This window comes from Micromonospora coxensis, assembly GCF_900090295.1.
GTDB lineage: Bacteria > Actinomycetota > Actinomycetes > Mycobacteriales > Micromonosporaceae > Micromonospora > Micromonospora coxensis.
This window is the reverse complement of record NZ_LT607753.1, coordinates 730,153-747,351: the sequence shown is the minus strand read 5'-3', so window position 1 is coordinate 747,351 and position 17,199 is coordinate 730,153. Positions and strand designations below refer to the sequence as shown.

At 74.0% G+C, this 17,199-nt stretch carries 12 protein-coding genes; 7 read left to right on the top strand and 5 right to left on the bottom strand.

From position 1 onward, the window contains the following. Together GA0070614_RS03325 and GA0070614_RS03320 are read left to right on the top strand one after the other, a co-directional pair. The gene (locus GA0070614_RS03325) at nucleotides 1-276 is read left to right on the top strand and encodes an acyl carrier protein (RefSeq protein WP_088974585.1); all 276 of its coding nucleotides are present in this window, start codon (nucleotides 1-3) and stop codon (nucleotides 274-276) included. 50 nt (nucleotides 277-326) lie between these two features. Next, nucleotides 327-1,751 carry a condensation domain-containing protein gene (locus GA0070614_RS03320; protein WP_088974584.1) on the top strand — a complete coding sequence of 475 codons (1,425 nt, stop codon included), beginning with the start codon at nucleotides 327-329 and terminating at the stop codon, nucleotides 1,749-1,751. A gap of 60 nt (nucleotides 1,752-1,811) precedes the next feature. On the opposite strand, the gene GA0070614_RS03315 is transcribed toward GA0070614_RS03320, so the two are convergent. Continuing rightward, nucleotides 1,812-2,738: an NADP-dependent oxidoreductase gene (locus GA0070614_RS03315; RefSeq protein ID WP_088974583.1), complete on the bottom strand. Its 927-nt coding sequence runs from the start codon at nucleotides 2,736-2,738 to the stop codon at nucleotides 1,812-1,814. A 102-nt stretch (nucleotides 2,739-2,840) separates the two neighbouring features. Between GA0070614_RS03315 and GA0070614_RS03310 the strand changes: the two genes are divergently transcribed. Next, a complete protein-coding gene (locus tag GA0070614_RS03310; RefSeq protein WP_088974582.1) occupies nucleotides 2,841-3,818 on the top strand; it encodes a GlxA family transcriptional regulator in 978 nt (325 codons plus the stop codon). Nucleotides 3,819-3,834: 16 nt separating this feature from the next. Here GA0070614_RS03310 and GA0070614_RS03305 read toward each other — a convergent pair whose 3' ends face one another. The 4 genes from GA0070614_RS03305 to GA0070614_RS03290 all read right to left on the bottom strand — a co-directional run bounded on the left by GA0070614_RS03305 (nucleotide 3,835) and on the right by GA0070614_RS03290 (nucleotide 10,761). Beyond that, entirely contained in the window at nucleotides 3,835-4,590 is a 756-nt protein-coding gene (locus GA0070614_RS03305) for a hypothetical protein (protein WP_088974581.1), read from the bottom strand. Between the two features lie 141 nt (nucleotides 4,591-4,731). Beyond that, entirely contained in the window at nucleotides 4,732-5,412 is a 681-nt protein-coding gene (locus tag GA0070614_RS03300; RefSeq protein ID WP_088974580.1) for a hypothetical protein, read from the bottom strand. A gap of 98 nt (nucleotides 5,413-5,510) precedes the next feature. Next, on the bottom strand, nucleotides 5,511-8,783 hold the full coding sequence (locus GA0070614_RS03295; RefSeq protein ID WP_088974579.1) for a hypothetical protein: 3,273 nt from the start codon (nucleotides 8,781-8,783) through the stop codon (nucleotides 5,511-5,513). A 673-nt stretch (nucleotides 8,784-9,456) separates the two neighbouring features. Next, nucleotides 9,457-10,761 (bottom strand): FAD-binding oxidoreductase, encoded by a 1,305-nt coding sequence (locus GA0070614_RS03290; protein WP_088974578.1) that lies wholly within the window; start codon nucleotides 10,759-10,761, stop codon nucleotides 9,457-9,459. A 220-nt stretch (nucleotides 10,762-10,981) separates the two neighbouring features. Here GA0070614_RS03290 and GA0070614_RS03285 point away from each other — a divergent pair, with 220 nt between their 5' ends. From GA0070614_RS03285 to GA0070614_RS03270, 4 genes are all read left to right on the top strand, one after another. Further along, complete coding sequence (locus GA0070614_RS03285; RefSeq protein WP_231933505.1) at nucleotides 10,982-11,884, top strand: LysR family transcriptional regulator; 903 nt, start codon at nucleotides 10,982-10,984, stop codon at nucleotides 11,882-11,884. A 124-nt stretch (nucleotides 11,885-12,008) separates the two neighbouring features. Next, nucleotides 12,009-12,416: a YciI family protein gene (locus GA0070614_RS03280; protein WP_088979176.1), complete on the top strand. Its 408-nt coding sequence runs from the start codon at nucleotides 12,009-12,011 to the stop codon at nucleotides 12,414-12,416. A gap of 4 nt (nucleotides 12,417-12,420) precedes the next feature. Next, entirely contained in the window at nucleotides 12,421-13,563 is a 1,143-nt protein-coding gene (locus tag GA0070614_RS03275; RefSeq protein WP_088974577.1) for an RNA polymerase sigma factor, read from the top strand. A 180-nt stretch (nucleotides 13,564-13,743) separates the two neighbouring features. Then, nucleotides 13,744-17,022 carry an NACHT domain-containing protein gene (locus GA0070614_RS03270; protein WP_157744919.1) on the top strand — a complete coding sequence of 1,093 codons (3,279 nt, stop codon included), beginning with the start codon at nucleotides 13,744-13,746 and terminating at the stop codon, nucleotides 17,020-17,022. Nucleotides 17,023-17,199 lie beyond the last annotated feature (177 nt).

Here is a 17,199-nt window from a genome sequence, read left to right as displayed (position 1 = left end):
ATGGGAGGCACCGACCTGCGTGAGCGGATCGCGGAGCTGGTCAGCGAGGCCACCGCCGGGGAGGTGGGCGCGGACGCCGTGCTCGCCGGGGGTTCGCTGGTCGCCCTCGGCGTGGACTCCCTCGGTCTGCTGCGTCTGGTCGACGCGATCGAGTCGGAGTACGGCGTCGAGATCGAGCTGAACTCCTCCGGCCGGTCCGTGGACACCCTCGACGACCTGGCGTCGCTGGTGACGGTGGCCGGGGCGGAGCAGGGCGCGACCGGGCAGCCCGGCTGAGCCGCCCGGCTCGCTCGCGACCGCCGGGGTGCGGAAGGTGGAGGCAGCCCATGGAGACACCGGACCGGGCGGGCGCGCCGACGCCGTATCACGCTCCGTTCGTCGGCGCCGCCGCCGCGCCCGCGCCGCTCACCTGGGGCCAGCAGGCGCTGTGGACGGCGATGCGCCGCCGCGGCGCCGAGCAGACCCTGATGAGCCTGCGGCGGATCGTCGCGACGCCCCGCCGGGGCCCGGCGGACCTGGCGGGCGTCCTGCGGGCCGTCGGCGCCCTGGTGGGCAGGAACAGCTCGCTGCGTACCCGGATCCAGGTGGTCGACGGCGACCTGCGCCAGGTCGTCGCCGCCACCGGCGAGCTGCCCGTCGCGGTGGTGGACGCGGCCGCCGACGAGTTCGCGCCGCACCGACACGACCCGGCGGCGGTGGCCGCGACGCTGGCCGACCGGCTGGCGGCCACCCCGTTCGACCACGCCCGGGAGTGGCCCCAGCGCGTCGCGCTGGTCCGCGTCGACGACCGGATCAGTCACCTCGTCGTCGTCTTCAGCCACGTCACGGTCGACTTCGTGGCCGTCGAGGCACTGCTGCGCCAGCTGCGGCTGCTGGTGCTGCGCGGCGCCGTCGCCGCTCCGGCCGGGCCGCAGTCGGTGGACGTCGCCCGCCGCGAGCAGGACGCCGCCCGGGCGCGGTCGGCCCGGGCGGTGGCCTACTGGGTACGCGGCTACGCGCGGCTGCCGTCGCGGACGCTGCCCTGGATCGCCCCGCCGGCCACGCCCCGCTTCCCGCGCACGGTCCTGGTGTCGCGGGCGGCCGACACCGCCGTCCGGCTGGCTGCCCGACGCTGCCGCGTCACCGGCTCCACCGTGCTGCTCGCGGCGGTCGCCGCGGTGGTGTCCCGGTGGTCCGGCAGCGGCGTCTGCGGCCTGCACTCGATGGCCAGCAACCGGGCGGTCGCCGGCTACGCCGACGCGATCGCCAAGCTCAACCAGCTCGGCCTACTGGTGATCGACTCGACCGACCGGCCGAGCTTCGACGACCTGCTGCCCCGGGTCTGGCAGGCGGCGTTGCAGGCGTACCGGCACTCCTACTACGACCCGGCGGAGCTGGGTCGTGCCTTCGCGGCGGCCGGGCTGCCCTTCGAGGCCGGCGTCAGCCCGCACTGCTACGTCAACGACGTCCGGCTCGCCGCCGACAGCGACCCGCTCGCCCCGGCGGTCGACGAGGCGCAGCTCCGGGCCACCATGGCCGCCACGACCGTCGTGCCCGCCGAGAGTCTGGACCGGTTCACCTGGCTGATGCGCGTCGAGATCACCGACCGGCCCGGGGGCATCGGCATCGCCCTCACCGGGGACTCCGGCCACCTGCCCCGACCGTACGCCGAGCGGTTCCTGCGCGACATCGAGCGGTTGCTCGTCGAGGCGGCCTTCCGGGACCTGCCGTGGCCCTGGCTGCCGTCCACTCCGGACGAGGGGCGAACCTGAGCAGGACGTGCCGTTTGCGGTGGCGTCCGGTCGGGCCGCCGCCAGGACCGACGCAGGAGGTCAGAGCGTCAGGATGATCTTTCCCTTGGTGCGGCCGGTCTGGCCGATCTCGTGGGCCCGGGCGACCTGTTCGAGGGGGAGCACCGTGTCGACCTCGACGCGCAGGTGTCCCGCGTCGACCAGGTCGGCGAGGGACGCGAGCCCGGCGGAGTCGGGCTCGACGATCATGAATCGGGCGCGTTTGCCCTGCCGGGCCGCCTCCTCCTGCAGGTACGTCTCCGCCGGCGAGGCGAGGGCGACCAGGATGCCGCCGGGGCGCAACGTCCGCAGCGAGCGCGGCCCGTACTCGCCGCCGATCGGGTCCACGACCACGTCGAGGTCGTGGAGCGTCTCGGCGAAGTCGGTGCGGGTGTAGTCGACGACCTCGTCGGCGCCCAGCCCGCGGACGAACGCGTGCTTCGCGGCGCTCGCGGTGCCGACCACGTACGCGCCGCGCGCCTTGGCGATCTGCACGGCGAGGTGGCCGACGCCGCCCGCGGCGGCGTGGATCAGTACGCGTCGGCCCGGCCGGACATCGGCGACATCGACGAGGGCCTGCCACGCGGTGAGCCCGGCGAGCCCCAGGCCGGCCGCCTCGACGTGGGACAGTCCTGCGGGCTTGCGGGCGAGGTGACGCGACGGCGCCGTGACGTACTCCGCGTACGTGCCGGCGGCCTGTGGTAGCCGAGGCATCCCGAAGACCTCGTCACCGGGCGAGAACAGCGCGGCGCCGACACCGACGGCCGCCACGACGCCGGAGACGTCCCAGCCCAGCCGCACCGGCCGGCCGAGCAGGCCGCCGGTCGCGCGGTGCCAGAAGTCGGTCGGGTTGACCCCGGCGGCGTGGACCCGGACGAGCACCTCCGCCGGACCGGGCTCGGGGCGGTCGACCTCCACCAGTTCGAGTACCTCGGGTCCACCGAACCGGTCCTGTTCGATCGCGCGCATCGCATGCCTTCCTGTTCATCGTGGGTGTGCGCGATCCACCCTGCCGGAGCGGCGGCCACCGGTTCGAGTGGCCAGATTGCCACAACGTGCAAGGATCTGGCCATGCATCGCGTGGTCGTCCTGGCGCTCGACGGCGTGTACCCGTTCGAGCTGAGCATTCCGGTCCGCATCTTCGGCACGGCTGTCGGCCCCGACGGCGAGCCGCTGTACGAGGTCGTCACGTGCAGCACCGACGGCCGCCCCGTCGCCACCAGCGCGGACTTCACCGTGACGGTCCCACACGGCCCCGAGGTGATCGACACGGCCGACACCCTGGTGCTGCCGCCCTTCGTGTGCGACCCGGTCGGCGACCGGGACTGGCTGCCCGACTCTGCCGCAGCGGCCCTGCGCCGACTGCGGCCGCAGGCGAGGATCGTCTCCATCTGCACCGCCTCGTACGTGCTGGCCGCCGCCGGGCTGCTGGACGGCCGCCCCGCCACCACCCACTGGAACAACGCCGAGCACTTCCAGCGCACGTTTCCCGAGGTGAAGGTCGATGCCGACGTGCTGTTCATCGACGACGGGCAGGTGCTCACCGCAGCTGGCGTGGCCTCCGGCGTGGACCTGTGTCTGCACCTCGTACGCCGCGACCACGGCAGCGCCGTCGCCAACCGGGTGGCCCGGCTCTGCGTCGTGCCCCCGTGGCGCGAGGGTGGCCAGGCGCAGTTCATCGACCGCCCGGTGCCCGAGCCGGCGACCGCGACCACGTCCGACACCCGGCAGTGGGCACTCGGGCAGTTGCACCGGCCGATCACCCTCGCCGAGCTGGCCCGGCAGTCCCACATGAGCGTCCGTACCTTCTCGCGCCGCTTCCGCGCCGAGGTCGGCCTGACACCGGTGCAGTGGCTCGCCCGGCAGCGGGTCGAACTCGCCCGACGTCTGCTGGAGACCACCGATTTGCCGGTCGACCGGGTCGCCGCCGAGGCCGGGTTCGGCACCGCCGCCTCGATGCGCCAGCACCTGACCGCGGCGATCGGGGTCGCACCGACGGTGTACCGGCAGACGTTCCGCACCACGGGTGCGGCGGCGCGCACCTCGTGACGGTCCGGTACGGCAGCTAACCGTCGGTGCCGCAGTCGGTGACGGGCTGCGTGGACTGGGTGGTGGCGATGATGGTGAGGTCCTTCTCCGCGAGCGAGCCGTGCAGCTGCCGCAGGTCGGAACGTTCCCTCTCCCACAGCGCGGTGCCGTCATGGAAGCGCACCGCGTAGGTCAGCACCGCCCCGTCCTCGGGCAGGCGGCCTCCATCGGTGTGCGGGCGGGGGATCACGTCGGCGTCGCGCAGCGCCCGGTCGATCCGGTCGGACATGACCGGTTCGCTCAGGTCCGCCACCGTCAGCGTGCACGGCGGCAGGTCCGAGATCTGTACGCCGATGCGGCGTTGGTGCGTTCCGCTGAACTTCCGTTCGTCGACGTCGGTGACCTCGACCATCAGGAGGGTCACGTCCAGGACCGGAACGGGGGAGCGGTTCTGGATGTTCACGGTGCCCCGGTCGCGTCGCGTGGCCCACCACGACACCCGTTCGGCGTAGCGCCGATCGAAGCGGTCCATGGCCCGACTGTCGACCTGCTGCTGGTCACGGAGCGCGCTGACCGCGATGACCAGTGCCATCGAGGAGACGACGGTGGCCGCGAGCGCCGCGACCGCCTGGATCCAACTGGCGGCCGTGGTGGACCGTCCCGCCTCGCTCGTCCCGCCACCACACTGGGCAGGGCGGGGTCCCGCCTCGTTCGTCCCGCCGCCGGATGAGGCGGAGTCGGTGGACCGCGCCGGGACGTACAGGCCGCTGTCGGCGCGGATCCAGCCTGACAATCCGCCACCTCGCCCTCGGTCTCCCGCCGCGTCCATCATGTCCCCAGGATGCAACCTACCGTCACGGACACAGGCCATTCGGGTGACGGGCCGGAGCGCGCGGCCCCGCCAGGCGTCCAGGACGGCTCACCGGGCCTGCGGTCACGTCGCGGCCGTCGGGTAGCCGACAGCGGCGACGTCCTCGCGCAACTCGGCGCCGGTGAGGTGCGGGTTCAGTGCCCGGACCACGGTGTCGGTGAGCGGCCGGTGGGCCACCACGTGCGCGACTGCCGCCCGGTCCACCTCGATCTCGTAGTAGTCGCCGGCGAACTCGACGAACCGGTCGACGATGTCGTCGAGCAGGATGTCGAGCATGCCGGACCCGTCCGGCCCACGGTCGTCGTACGGCCCTGGGCCCGGTGGGAAGGCGATGCCTTTCCCGGCGTTCCAGCGGTCGTCGTCGGCCAGCCGCCACAGCACGGCGGTGGCGAGGAACCGGCCGGTCTCGTCGCAGAACGCGGGTTCCTCCACCTGCGGACGCCACACCTCGGGCAAGCCGTCGAGCAGGCCCGGCCACAACTCCTGGTCCGGGTGGGCGTAGGGCGACATCGCCGACTCGTGCGCGAAGACCCGGATGAACGCGCCTTCGGCGGTGAACACGACGGCCCATTCGTCACCGCTGCCGTTGCTCATCAACGCGGCTTCGCCGTCACCCCATGCCGAGGTGAAGTCGTAGTACGGCTCCCCGCCGTCGATGATGCGCTCCAGGACGGCCAACGCCCGGCACCGTGCCCGCAGCCGGTCGATGGCGGGCAGTCTGGCGGCGATGTCGTAAACGGTCACCGGGTGACCCTACGCGCAGGCAGCACGCCCCAGTCGCGACCGGCAGCCCGCCAGTGCCGCCTCACTTCCGTGCGCCGTGTTCGCCCTGCTCGCGGCGGTCAGCTCATGTCGATGTGGTACGCCTCCTCGCGTACGTCGGCGTCCGGGTGTCGGCGCAGCCCGATCAGCAGATCCCGCCACGGGGACCGCCAACCGAGACCGGCCCCCTGCCGGACCAGCGCCACCGCGAACAGCCCACCCGCGAGGTCGCCGCGCCCCGCCAGCCGTGCGACGGTGTCGGCGAGGACCACCGGACCGGGCCACTCGCCGAGGTCGCGCAGGCGGGCGCCGACGCGTTCGGCGGCACGGACCGCGAGGACGGGCCGGCCGGCACACAGTCCGGCGATCTCGTCCAGGTTGTCCAGCCGGCCGAGGTCGACCAGCAGCCCCGTGGCCGTGCCGGCGAAGCCGGGCCGACCGGCCAGCCGGCGCGCCGACTCGACCAGGGCGCTCCGGTCGGCACTGGCCGGCAGAGTTCGGGACCGGACGACCGCGCCGTGTGCCAGGAGTTCGATGCGGCGTCGGGCCGGGCGGTCGGCGGTCGGGTCGCCCGGATGGTCGTCGTCCGCGTCGCGGGCCACCAGCCGGGTCAGCGCGGCGTCGAGAACCGCGTCGCCGCCGGCCCGCAGCAGGTTGGCGACCTGGAGGTGCACCAGCGTCTCACCGAGGTCGGTGAGCCGGTCCACGACCAGTCCGGCGATCCCGGGGAGCCACGGCGACCACTGCCCGAGCTGGTCGAACGCGGCCCGCCGGACCTCCCGGTCCGCGGCGTGGCAGGCCTCGACGACGAGTGCGGCGTAGCGTGGGCGGTGCCGTTCCGCGATCACGTACGGGTACTCGTCCAGGACGGCGCGTCGCTCCTCCCGGCTGCCGTCGACCGCGGCACGCAGGATGGTCCAGCTCGCCTCGGTCTGCAGCCGCTGCCGGGCGGCGGAGACGATCGCCGCGCGCACGTCGCGGTGCGTGTCCGCTGCCGTGTACGTGGCGAGCAGCGTGGTCATCGCCTGCGGCGGCCCGTGCCGGGCCAGCAGCCGGGCCGCTTCCTTCCGACTCGTGACCTTCGCCGGACCGGTCACCACCTCGGCGAGCGTGACGGCCAGCCGGGACGGTGGGACGTGCCGGGCAGCCCGGCCGGCCGCGTACAGGGCGACCCGCGCCCGGTCGCCGTCGGCGTGGCGGAGCAGTACCGGCAGCGCCTCGTCGGGCCGGTCGGTCCAGACCAGTGCGCCCAGCGCCGCCTCGGCGATCGCCACCTCGGGGGCGTCGAGATGGCGCAGCACCAGTTCGCGGCCCGTGCTGCCCGCGCGTGCGGCGGCCCTGATCGCCGCCGCACGCCGCCACACCCCCTGCCCGGTGTCGGCGACGATCCGCTCCTGCAGGTCGACGAAGAGGGCCTGCTGACGGGGCAGCCACCGCGCGGAGTGGTACGCCCAGGAGGGCGCCCATCGTGTACCCCGTTCCACGAACCGGCCGCGCAGTCGGCGCTCCAGCACCCGGTCGAGCAGGTCGGTGCGGGACGTGCAGATCGTCGCCCACACGTCGTGGATCGTCACCGCCGTCGGGTCCGTCCTGAGCACCTCGGCGACCCGGTCCGGGCGGGTACGCGGGTCGTCGAGCCACAGCCTGATCGCCGTGCGGGCCACGGAGGGCAGCGTGCGCGGGCCGATCGCCCGGCGTAGCAGGTCCTGCAGCGGTGGCAGCCGCCGGGCCCGCTTGCCGAGGGCGTGGGTGAGCGCGAACAGCGGGCCGTAGCGGCCACGGGCGATGCCCGCCTCGACCCAGCCGCGTAGCCGCTCGAAGACCAACGTCTCCTGCCCGCGTCGCAGCACCGTGTCGAAGCGGCGCAGCACCGGCACGTTCGCGCCGGTGCTGACCAGGTCGATGGTGAGCAGCGCCCACTCGCGCAGGGGCGGCACGGCGACGTGGTGTTGCAGGACGTCGGCGGCGAGCGCGCTCAGCGCTGCCGTGGTGGCGGCGGAGGCGTCGCGGGCGTCGACCGCGTCGGTGGTCAGCCGGGTGAGCCCGGCCGCCGTGTCCGCGGTGAGCAGCGGCGCCACCGTCGCCAGGGCACCGAGCGCGGCAGCGCGTACCGGGTCCTGCTCGTTGCGCAGCCGGCCGAGCCGGCCGATCACCTCGGCCACCGCCTGCGGGTCGCGGGAGCGGCGGGCTGCCTGCACCAGCAGCACGTAGCCGTGTGCCCGCTCGCCGGCGTCACCCGAGCGCAACGCGACGTCCAGCGCCGCGGACGCGTCCGGCCAGGCCAGGTACGCGCTCCAGCCGCGCACCTCGGCCTCCCGCTCCCGGATCCGCGCCAGGCCCAGCACCCGCCTCGCCTCCCGGATGCGGACCGCCGCCGGCAGCACCTCCATGACCTCGGCACCCGGAGTCAGCGCTGCCGTGTCGACCTCGGCCACGGCCCGGTCGTACAGTTCGCCCCGCCGGGCCGGCGCGACGACGGCGAGCAGCGCCGCCAACGCCCGGCTGTCGTCGCGGAGACGGCCGGCGAGCGGCGCCAGCTCGTCGGTGGGCAACGCCGCGACGCGGCGCAGCAGGGCCGGCGGCAGCCTGGTCCGCTGTATCCAGGCCGCGCGGGCGGGGGCGGTGAGCAGGCGGACGACGCGGCTCGCGTCGTGTGCGGCGAGCACCCCGTACGCGCTGAGCCGGCCGGGCAGCGACCCCTCGGGCGCGTACCGTTCGAGCAGGTCGAGCGCCTGCGCCGGGTCACTTCGCAGCACCGCGTCGGCGGCATCGCTCCAGATCCTCGTGCGCAGTTCGGGCGGGGCAGTGGCCAGCCGCTCACGGATCCGGTCCAGCAACGGCCCGGGGTGCCGCCGGACGAGCCGTTCGAGGTCGAGCGCGTGCTCCAGGTCGGGCAGCAGCGCCCGTACCGTGTCGGCGCCGCAGGCGGGCAGCAGCGTGGCGGCCTCCTCGTCGCCGAACGCGGCACGGACCTGGGTGATCAGCGGGTCGGCGACAGCCGGGGCCGGGCGACGGCGCAGGGCACGATAGACACGCCGCCGCTCCGTCGCCGGCCGGTCGGTGACGTCGCCGATCGGGATGCCGGCCCGTAGCGCCGCGGTGAGCGCCGCACCTCTGACCGACGGCTGCGGGTCACGCAAGGCGGCGGCGACACCGTCGGCGTCCCGGACCACCAACGCGGCGACCAGGGCGAGATGCCGCTGGTAGGCGCCCTGTTGGCGCAGGTCGGCGCAGACCCGGGCCCGGTCGGGGGCGGTACGTGCCCATTCGGTGAGGCGGTTCATCCGCCTGCGGTACGGCAGCGGATCGAGCGACGTCAGCAGGGTACGGGTGGCGGTGAGCACGGCGATCATTGTGCCCGCGAGCGCACCGCGCCGAGATCCCTCGTCATCTCACCCCGGTGGCCTCGGCCGGCCCGTGGTCCACCGGCAGGCCCACCCCCGGAGCACCAAGGGGCTGCTCGCGAACACGCCCCCGCCTCCACGTACCGATCGGGTGAGTGCGGGGCCGCCCGTCCAGAAGTAGCAGCGCACCCCGCGGCTCCGCGCGCCCAGCCCTGCTCCGACGGCAGCCGGTACACCGTGCCGGTGCGGACCTCCCGGTCTGCTTCATGATCGCGTCGTTCGTGCCGTTGGCACTGCTGTGGCCGCCGTCGCGCCAGTCCTGACCGACGAACTGCCGTGCCCTGGCATCGCATTCGGCGAACGCGGGACGCATGGCGGTCGACCAGATCCGGGGCGGGGTCGGCTGTTGGGCGAGGTCGCCGGTGAACGTCCCGACGTGGACGGGTTTCCCACAGATGGGGCTGCCCGCAGTCCACCGGGCCGTAGCTCTCCGCAGTGGTGGGATCGGAGACGGCGTGGCAGTGTCCTGCCCGGGGGACGAACTGCGTGACCGGCGGCGGTCGCCGGTCATCGACCAGGTTGCCGTCCGTGCCGGCCGCCGGAGCGGCGCAGCCGGAACTCAGGGCGGTGACCAGTGCGGTGGCTGCAGCCAGGGCCCAGCAGCAGCGAGGGAACATCCACGTCAGCCGTGCACCGGGACGTTGGCACGGAACACGTGGTGCGGGTCGTGGCGGCGCTTGATGTCGCGCAGGCGCTGCACCACCTCGGGGGCGAAGGCATCGGTGACGCTCTCGCTCGGGTTGAGGAAGGTGAAGGGCTTGCGGCCGCTGGTGGGCAGCGCCTCGGCAAGGCCGCGTTGCCTCGCGGTGACCGCTTCGGCGCGGGCCGGGTCGGTGGGAATCCCGAACATGTACAGGGCGAAGGGCTCGGTCAGCGGACCGTGCGGGCTGTCCGACGGGCGAGCCAGCGCACCACGGAGGTGCCGCAGCTGGACGCTGAGCAGCGGCTCGATGGGCTCGGTCAGCAGCGTCTTCGCCGTGGGATCGTCCAGCGTGGTCACCAGTTCGGCGCGGGACAGGCCGGCGCTCGGGTCGGTGGGCTCCGCGGTGATGGACCCGAGTTCGGCCACCGACATGGGTTGCCGGCTGTCGGACAGTGGCGACGCCAGGCGATCCAGTGGGCGGAGCAGGTCGCGGGCTTCCGCGGGGTCTCCGAGATGGGTGACGTCGATGGCGACCATCGGTGCGGAACCCGGGAAGTGCAGCAGGTCCAGCCAGACGGTCAGCGTGTCCGGCGCGGCAGCGACGACGCTGCGGTAGGCGTCGAGGACGGCCGGCGCCTGCTCGGCCGACCAGAGCATCCGGCCGCCGTACAGGTCGGGTGCGGGGTGCAGGGCGAGTTCCAGGGCGGTGACGATGGCGAAGCTGCCACCGCCACCGCGCAGCGCCCAGAACAGATCGGGCGCGGTGGCGGCGGTGACTCGGCGCTCGTGGCCGTCGGCGTCGACGACGTCGAACGCGGTGACGTTGTCGGCGACCCAGCCGTGCGCACGGCTGAACCAGCTGAGTCCGCCGCCGAGCGCGACGCCGGTGACGCTGACCACCGGTGAGCTTCCGGGCATCCCGGTCAGGCCGTGTGGTGCGACGGCGGCCTGGACCTGGCCGGACGACACGCCGGCGCCGACGTGGGCACGGCGGGCCGCCGGGTCCACCTGGAGGGTGTTCAGGCGTCGGGTGCGCAGCAGGATCGTGCCGCTGGTACGGCCCGTGGCGCCGTGCCCGTTGGGTTGGGTGGCGATACCCAGCCCCGTGACGCGGGCGTGCCGGACGAGTGCGGCGACGTCGGCCCCGTCGACGGCCTCGACCACGGCGTCCACCTGCTGCTCGACGGCGAGGTTCCAGGGGCGGCGGGCGGCGTCGAAGCCAGGCTCGCCGGGCAGCCAGACCTGGCCGCGTACGGCGGAGCGCAGGTGGTGCAAGGTGTTCATGGTCGTCCTTGTCTCGGAGGGCTCGGGTGGCGACGTGCGCCGTGGTGGGTGAGGCCGGGCGCGGTGACGCCGATGTCCGCGCGGAGCGTGGTCACCGGTGACGGGTAGCCGTTGCTCCTGCCCGGTCGATGGTCGGTGCCTCCACCCTGCGGCAGGCCCGGACGGTGAACAATGTCGAGTTGTGCCACGATCGTGAAGCCACAATTAACGATGCAGGGGGATGGGCGTGCTGGAGCGGCACGAACTGGAGTCGTTTCTCGCCGTCGCCGAGGAACTGCACTTCGGTCACGCCGCCGAGCGACTGCGGGTCTCGACCGCGCGGGTCAGCCAGACGATCCGTAAGCTGGAGCGGCGCGTCGGTGTCGCACTGTTCCACCGCACCAGTCGCCGGGTCGAGCTGTCTCCGGCCGGGCGCGCGCTCTACGACGAGCTCCGGCCGGCCTGGGACCGGATCGTCGCCGCGGTCGACCGCGCGATCGACGCCGGTCGCGGATTCACCGGGACCCTGCGGGTCTGCTTCACCGGCGCGGCCGGCGGCCAGTTGCTGGTCCGGGCCACCGAGGCGTTCCGCCGGCGGCACCCCGAATGCGAGGTGCACATCCGCGAAGCGCAGCTGGGCGAGCTGATGCCCTGGCTGCGCGGTGGCGACGTCGACCTCGCCCTGGCCACCTTCCCCGTGCACGAGCCCGGCATCGTGACCGGCCCGGTGCTGGTGTCCGAGGCCCGGTTCCTGGCCGTGCCGGTCGGGCACCCGTTCGCCCGTCGCCGCGCGGTCTCGGTCGAGGACCTCGCCAGGGTCACCATGCTGCAACTGCCCGACACGCTGCCGCAGTCCCTGCGCGCCGACCGGACCCCGCACACCACCCCGGCCGGGTTGCCCATCCCGGCCGGCCGGTCCGCCGCGACGTTCCATGAGATCCTGACCCTCATCGGCGCCGGACTCGGCGCCTTCCCCGTCGGCGCCAACGCCCGGCGCTACTACGCCCGTCCCGATGTCGCGTACGTGCGTCTTCACGACGCGCCACCCCTGCAGTGGGGCCTGCTCTGGCGCGCCGACGGGGCCACCGCCCGCGTCCGCGCCTTCGCCGAGGCCGCGCAGACCCTCGCGTCCGGAGATCGGTGACCGACGTGACCCGTGCAGAACCTGGTCGGAAAAAGTTCCCCGGCGATGTCGAGAAGCGGTGCGCGGCTCCGTCCCCGGGGTGAACGTGACCAGAATGGGTCGCACCAGCGACGAGGAGAACCAGGTGGCCAAGTACCTACTGCTCAAGCACTACCGCGGCGGTCCGACTCCGATCCACGACGTGCCCATGGACCAGTGGACGCCGGAGGAGATCTCGGCGCACCTGCAGTACATGCAGGACTTCGCGGACCGGCTCGAGAAGACCGGCGAGTTCGTCGACGGCCAGGCGCTCGCCCCCGAGGGGACGTTCGTCCGGTACGACGGCGAGGGGCGCCCGCCGGTCACCGACGGCCCGTTCGCCGAGACCAAGGACCTCATCGCCGGCTGGATGGTGATCGACGTCGACAGCTACGACCGCGCGCTCGAACTGGCCGGGGAGCTGTCGGCAGCCCCGGGCGCGGGCGGGAAGCCGCTGCACGAGTGGCTCGAGGTGCGCCCCTTCCTGACCGAGCCGCCCACCATCACGGAGTGACCTGATGGACGAGGCCCTGCTCCGGAGCCTCACGCCGACCGTGCTCGCCGTCCTCGTCCGCCGCGGAGCCGACTTCGCGGCGGCCGAGGACGCCGTGCAGGACGCGCTGGTCGAGGCGCTGCGCGTCTGGCCCGCCGACCCGCCCCGGGACGCGAAGGGGTGGCTGGTCACCGCGGCCTGGCGCAAGTTCCTGGACGCCACCCGGGCGGACGCCGCCCGCCGCCGCCGGGAAGCGCGCGTCGACGAGGAGCCGGAGCCCGGCCCCACCCCCGCCGTCGACGACACGCTCCAGCTCTACTTCCTGTGCGCCCACCCGTCGCTGACGCCGTCGTCGGCGGTCGCGCTCACGCTGCGCGCCGTCGGCGGGCTGACCACCCGCCAGATCGCCCACGCCTACCTGGTGCCCGAGGCGACCATGGCGCAGCGCATCAGCCGGGCCAAGCGCATCGTCTCCACCGTGCGCTTCGACCAGCCCGGCGACGTCGCCACCGTGCTGCGCGTGCTCTACCTGGTCTTCAACGAGGGCTACTCCGGCGACGTCGACCTCGCCGCCGAGGCCATCCGACTCACCCGGCAGCTGGCGGCCGCCATCGACCACCCCGAGGTGGCCGGGCTGCTCGCCCTGATGCTGCTGCACCACGCCCGGCGCGCCAGCCGGACCGCGCCCGACGGCAGCCTGGTGCCGCTGGCCGCGCAGGACCGCAGCCGATGGGACACCACGTCGATCGCCGAGGGCATCGGGATCCTGCAGGCTGCCCTCGCCCGTGACCGGCTGGGCGAGTTCCAGGCGCAGGCCGCGATCGCGGCACTGCACGCCGACGCGCTCACCGCCGAGGAGACCGACTGGGTGCAGATCGTCGAGTGGTACGACGAACTGGCGCGCCTGACCGACAGCCCGGTCGTCCGGCTCAACCGCGCGGTGGCCGTCGGCGAGGCGGACGGGCCGCGCGCCGGGCTGGCGGCGCTCGCGGCGCTCGACGACTCGCTGCCCCGCCACGCGGCGGTGGCGGCCCACCTGCACGAACGCGACGGCGACCTGGACACGGCGGCCCGGTTGTACGCCGAGGCGGCCCGGAAGGCCCCCAACCTCGCCGAGCGTGACCACCTGACGCGCCAGGCCGCCCGGCTCAACGCCCGGCGTCGCTGACCGGGCCACGCCCGGACCGGCCTGCCGGCAGCAGGCGCTGCCCTCCGGTGCCGGGAGCCCGTGCGCCGGCCCGCCACGGGATTGCCGGAACCCAGCGCTGGGCTGCGCGAATCGGTACTAGCGTGGACCTGGCACGGGCAGTGCCGCCGGTAGCCGATCGTGTGGGTCACGGGGGTGGTCATGCGCGGGCCGAGACGTGGTCCGGTCTGGGCCGCCCAACTGTGGTTACGGCAGCGCCGGCGTCGGTGGCGTACCCGACGGGAGCGCCGGGCCGAGCGCAACCGCCGCCGCCGGGTGGACGCGCAGTCCGAGCGCCGGATGAGCTGGCGGCATCACCGCGGACTGCGGTGGGGCATCGTCGCCACCGCCGGGGTGCTCGTGGCGTGGACCGTCTTCTCCGTGGTCCTGATGGTCCTCGACACCGAGCCCGGGTTCCTCCCGATGTCGACGTGGTGCGCGGCGGACCAGCCGAGGTCGTACTACTGCGGGCAGGTGGAGGGCTTCGTCAAGGGCCCGCTCATCGTGGCGCTGGGTCTGGCGGTCTTCCTGTTCTGGCGGTACGTCCCCGTTCGCCGCTGGTACGACCGCAACGCCGTACGCAATCTGCGGATGGTGCTGCCCACCGCCGAACGTGACGCCGGCGCCAGCTCCGTCGTCGGCCGCAACGAACTGTGCGAACTGATGATCCAGCGCCTGCGCAGCGAGCCCACCCGGCGACCGCTGCTGCTGGTCGGTGGCATCGGCACCGGCAAGACCGCGACCCTGGTCCGCCTCGCGGAGATGCTGATGGCCGCCGACGTCGTACCGGTCGGGATCGACCTGCGCACCGTCACCGACCCGGCGAAGCTGAACTTCCATCAGCTCGCCCTGGAACAGTTCCAGAAGACCATCGACAGCCAACTGCACTCCGCCGGTGAGGCCGACAAGGTGTGGCGGCGGCTCTGGCTGGAGAACCGGATCGTGGTGCTGGCCGACGGTCTGGAGGAGGTCCTGGCCGACTCCGCCCAGCCCGTCGACCGGGACAGCGTGCTGCGGGAGGCGATCCGGGGTGCGGTCCGCGAGCGGCTGCCCCTGGTGGTCGCCTCCCGCCCCGACGACCCGCTGCGCGGTCTGGACGCGCTGATGCTGCAACTGGAGCCGCTGTCCATCGGCGCCGCGTTGGAGTACGTGCAGGCCCGCAGCCGCCACGCGGACGCCCACCACCAGATGGACCGGATCACCGAGCTGGTGCGGGCCGCCGACGTCCCCGACTCCCCGTTCTACCTGCGGGTCATCAGCCAGCTGCACGAGGTCGACCGCCTGGACCGGGTCGGGCCGACGGACCGGAGCAGGTCCGCGCTGCGCTGGTGTCTGCTGCAGGAGTGGTGGCACGCCATCGTCGCCGGGGACCTCTACGAGGACTACGGCATGCCGCAGACCGAACGGGCCGACGCGATCGAGGTGCTCTCCGCGCTCGCCTGCATCGGGCTGCGGGACAACCGGCTGGCGGTGCGTACCGCCCAGCTCGCCGACGGCGACGGCGCGAAGGACGCCGGCCGCCGGTGGATCCTCGCCGAACTCCGGGCCCGGCTGCACAAGCTCAACGCCGACAACCCGCAGGACCTCGGGCTCGCCGAGACCACCGGGGACGCCCTGCACATCGTGGTGAAACGGCAGGACGGGGTGCGTTTCCAGAACGGGGTGGTGCAGGCGTTCCTGGGGTCCCGCTACCTGACCGCCGCCCTGCGCGACGACAACTTCCTCACCCAGGCCTTCACCGACAACCACGGTCCCGGACGGGAACTGCTCGCCGCCCTCACCCTCTACACCCGCAGCGCGGGAGCGTTCGAACGGCTCGACGGGCGACGGCCACCGCCGGTGCCGCCGGTGACCGTCCGGATCCGAGACGCCGTCCGGCAGACGGTGGGACCGTCGCCGGCCGAACGCGACGCCAGAGCCACCCGGGACCGGTCGGCCGCTCTCGTGCGACGACTCTGTGACGCGGCGGCCGGGACCCACAACCGCACCCGAGCCCTCGAGATGTTCGCGGCCGCACTCGAGATGGACGCCGCCGTCGGTCACCCGGCGCACCAGAAGCTGGCCGACGCGATCCTTGCGGCCTGGCCCAGCTACCAGGGGGACGGGTCGGTCACCGACCGGCCCCTCGAGGACGCCAAGATCGCCCTGGTGCACCGGTACGGCGGGGCCGCCCGCCAGCTGCGCGACCAGCCGCCCGCGTCCACCGGACTCCGGCGGCACCAGCCCACCCCGCAGTACCGGCAGCTGTTCCAGATGATGGCGTACGAGTCGTCGTACCTGCCCCGGCTGACCGCGGCCCGCCAGCTCGCCAGCGGCGGCAACGCCGCCGTACGCGCACTGCACGACCTGCTCGACGAGCCGCCACAGGCCGCCGACACCCAGGGGCGCGAGCGCCTGGAGGAGCTGCGGACCTGGCTCGCGCCGTCGCTGTTCCTCTTCACCGACGCCGCGCACGCCCCGGACGAACCGGACTGGCAGGGCATGGCCCGCGAGACCCTGCGGCGCTGGGTGGACCGCCTCGCCTCCGACTTCCGCCAGGGTGCCCGGGTCTACGAGATCACGCTGGCGCAGGGGTTCCGGATGGCCGCCAACTGCCGGACGTACCCGGCGCACCGCAGCGTGCTGATCGAGGAGGCCGAGAAGGCGCTGCGGCACTCCCGGTTCTGGTACTCCCACCTGGTGCTCATCCAGGCACTCACCCTGCTCGCGCTGCCCCGGGATCCCGGCGAGACGCTGCGCGAGCGGGGTCACGGTTCGGACCCGCGTGGGCTTGTCGGTTTCTGGACCTCCATCGCCGGGGGCGGGCAGCGCGCCCCGCAGCCCGGCGGCGGGACGGCCCACCCGCTCGTCCTCGCGGTGGCGGACCTGTGCGTCGAGACGCTCATCGACCGCCGGCCCGAGCGGCACTGCTGGCTGGACGAGCGGGAGATCATCGGGCGGATCGGATCGGTCAGCGGCCATCCGGGCATCCGTCGGGTCCAGGCCTCCTGGCTGCCGCCCTGGCACGGCTGGGCCGTCCTGCAACCGCGGGCCCAGCGCCTGCTGGCCGACGTGATGCTGCTGCTCAACCTGGCCGACCGGGGACGTGACAACGACCAGCGGGCGCGCCGGCTGAGCCGGGCCAGCCGGGCCGAGCTGCCGCCGTGCCTGACCATCGACCGCACCGCGATGCGGGTGACCCTCAGCCGGCGGCAGGCGCACGACGTGCAGCCGGGTGCCACCTGCATCGACGACTGCCCGTTCCGGCTGTGCCCGCTGCCGCCGAAGGGGGACGAGTTGCCGTACCAGATGGACGAGGCATTCTGCGCCCACCAGGTCGACCTCGTCGGACGCTGGTGGTGGTCGCCCGGGCGGGCGGACTGGCAGGCGGTCGACCGGCACGACCTGCGTACGTTCTGGCAGGAGATGTCCGAGCGGATGGCTCCGGCCTGGCGGAAGTGACACGCCACCCCCGCCGGAGCCGTCGCCCGATCGTGGTGCACGCCGGCCCGCCTCCTCGCGTCCGCCGCGGCGGCCGGTCCGTGCCGGAGGCGCTCGACGAGCCGGCAGCTCGTGCCGGATGCGTCCGGTCGGTCGCCTGTGGGGAGTCGATGAGAGGTTGACCGCGTGGGATAGCGT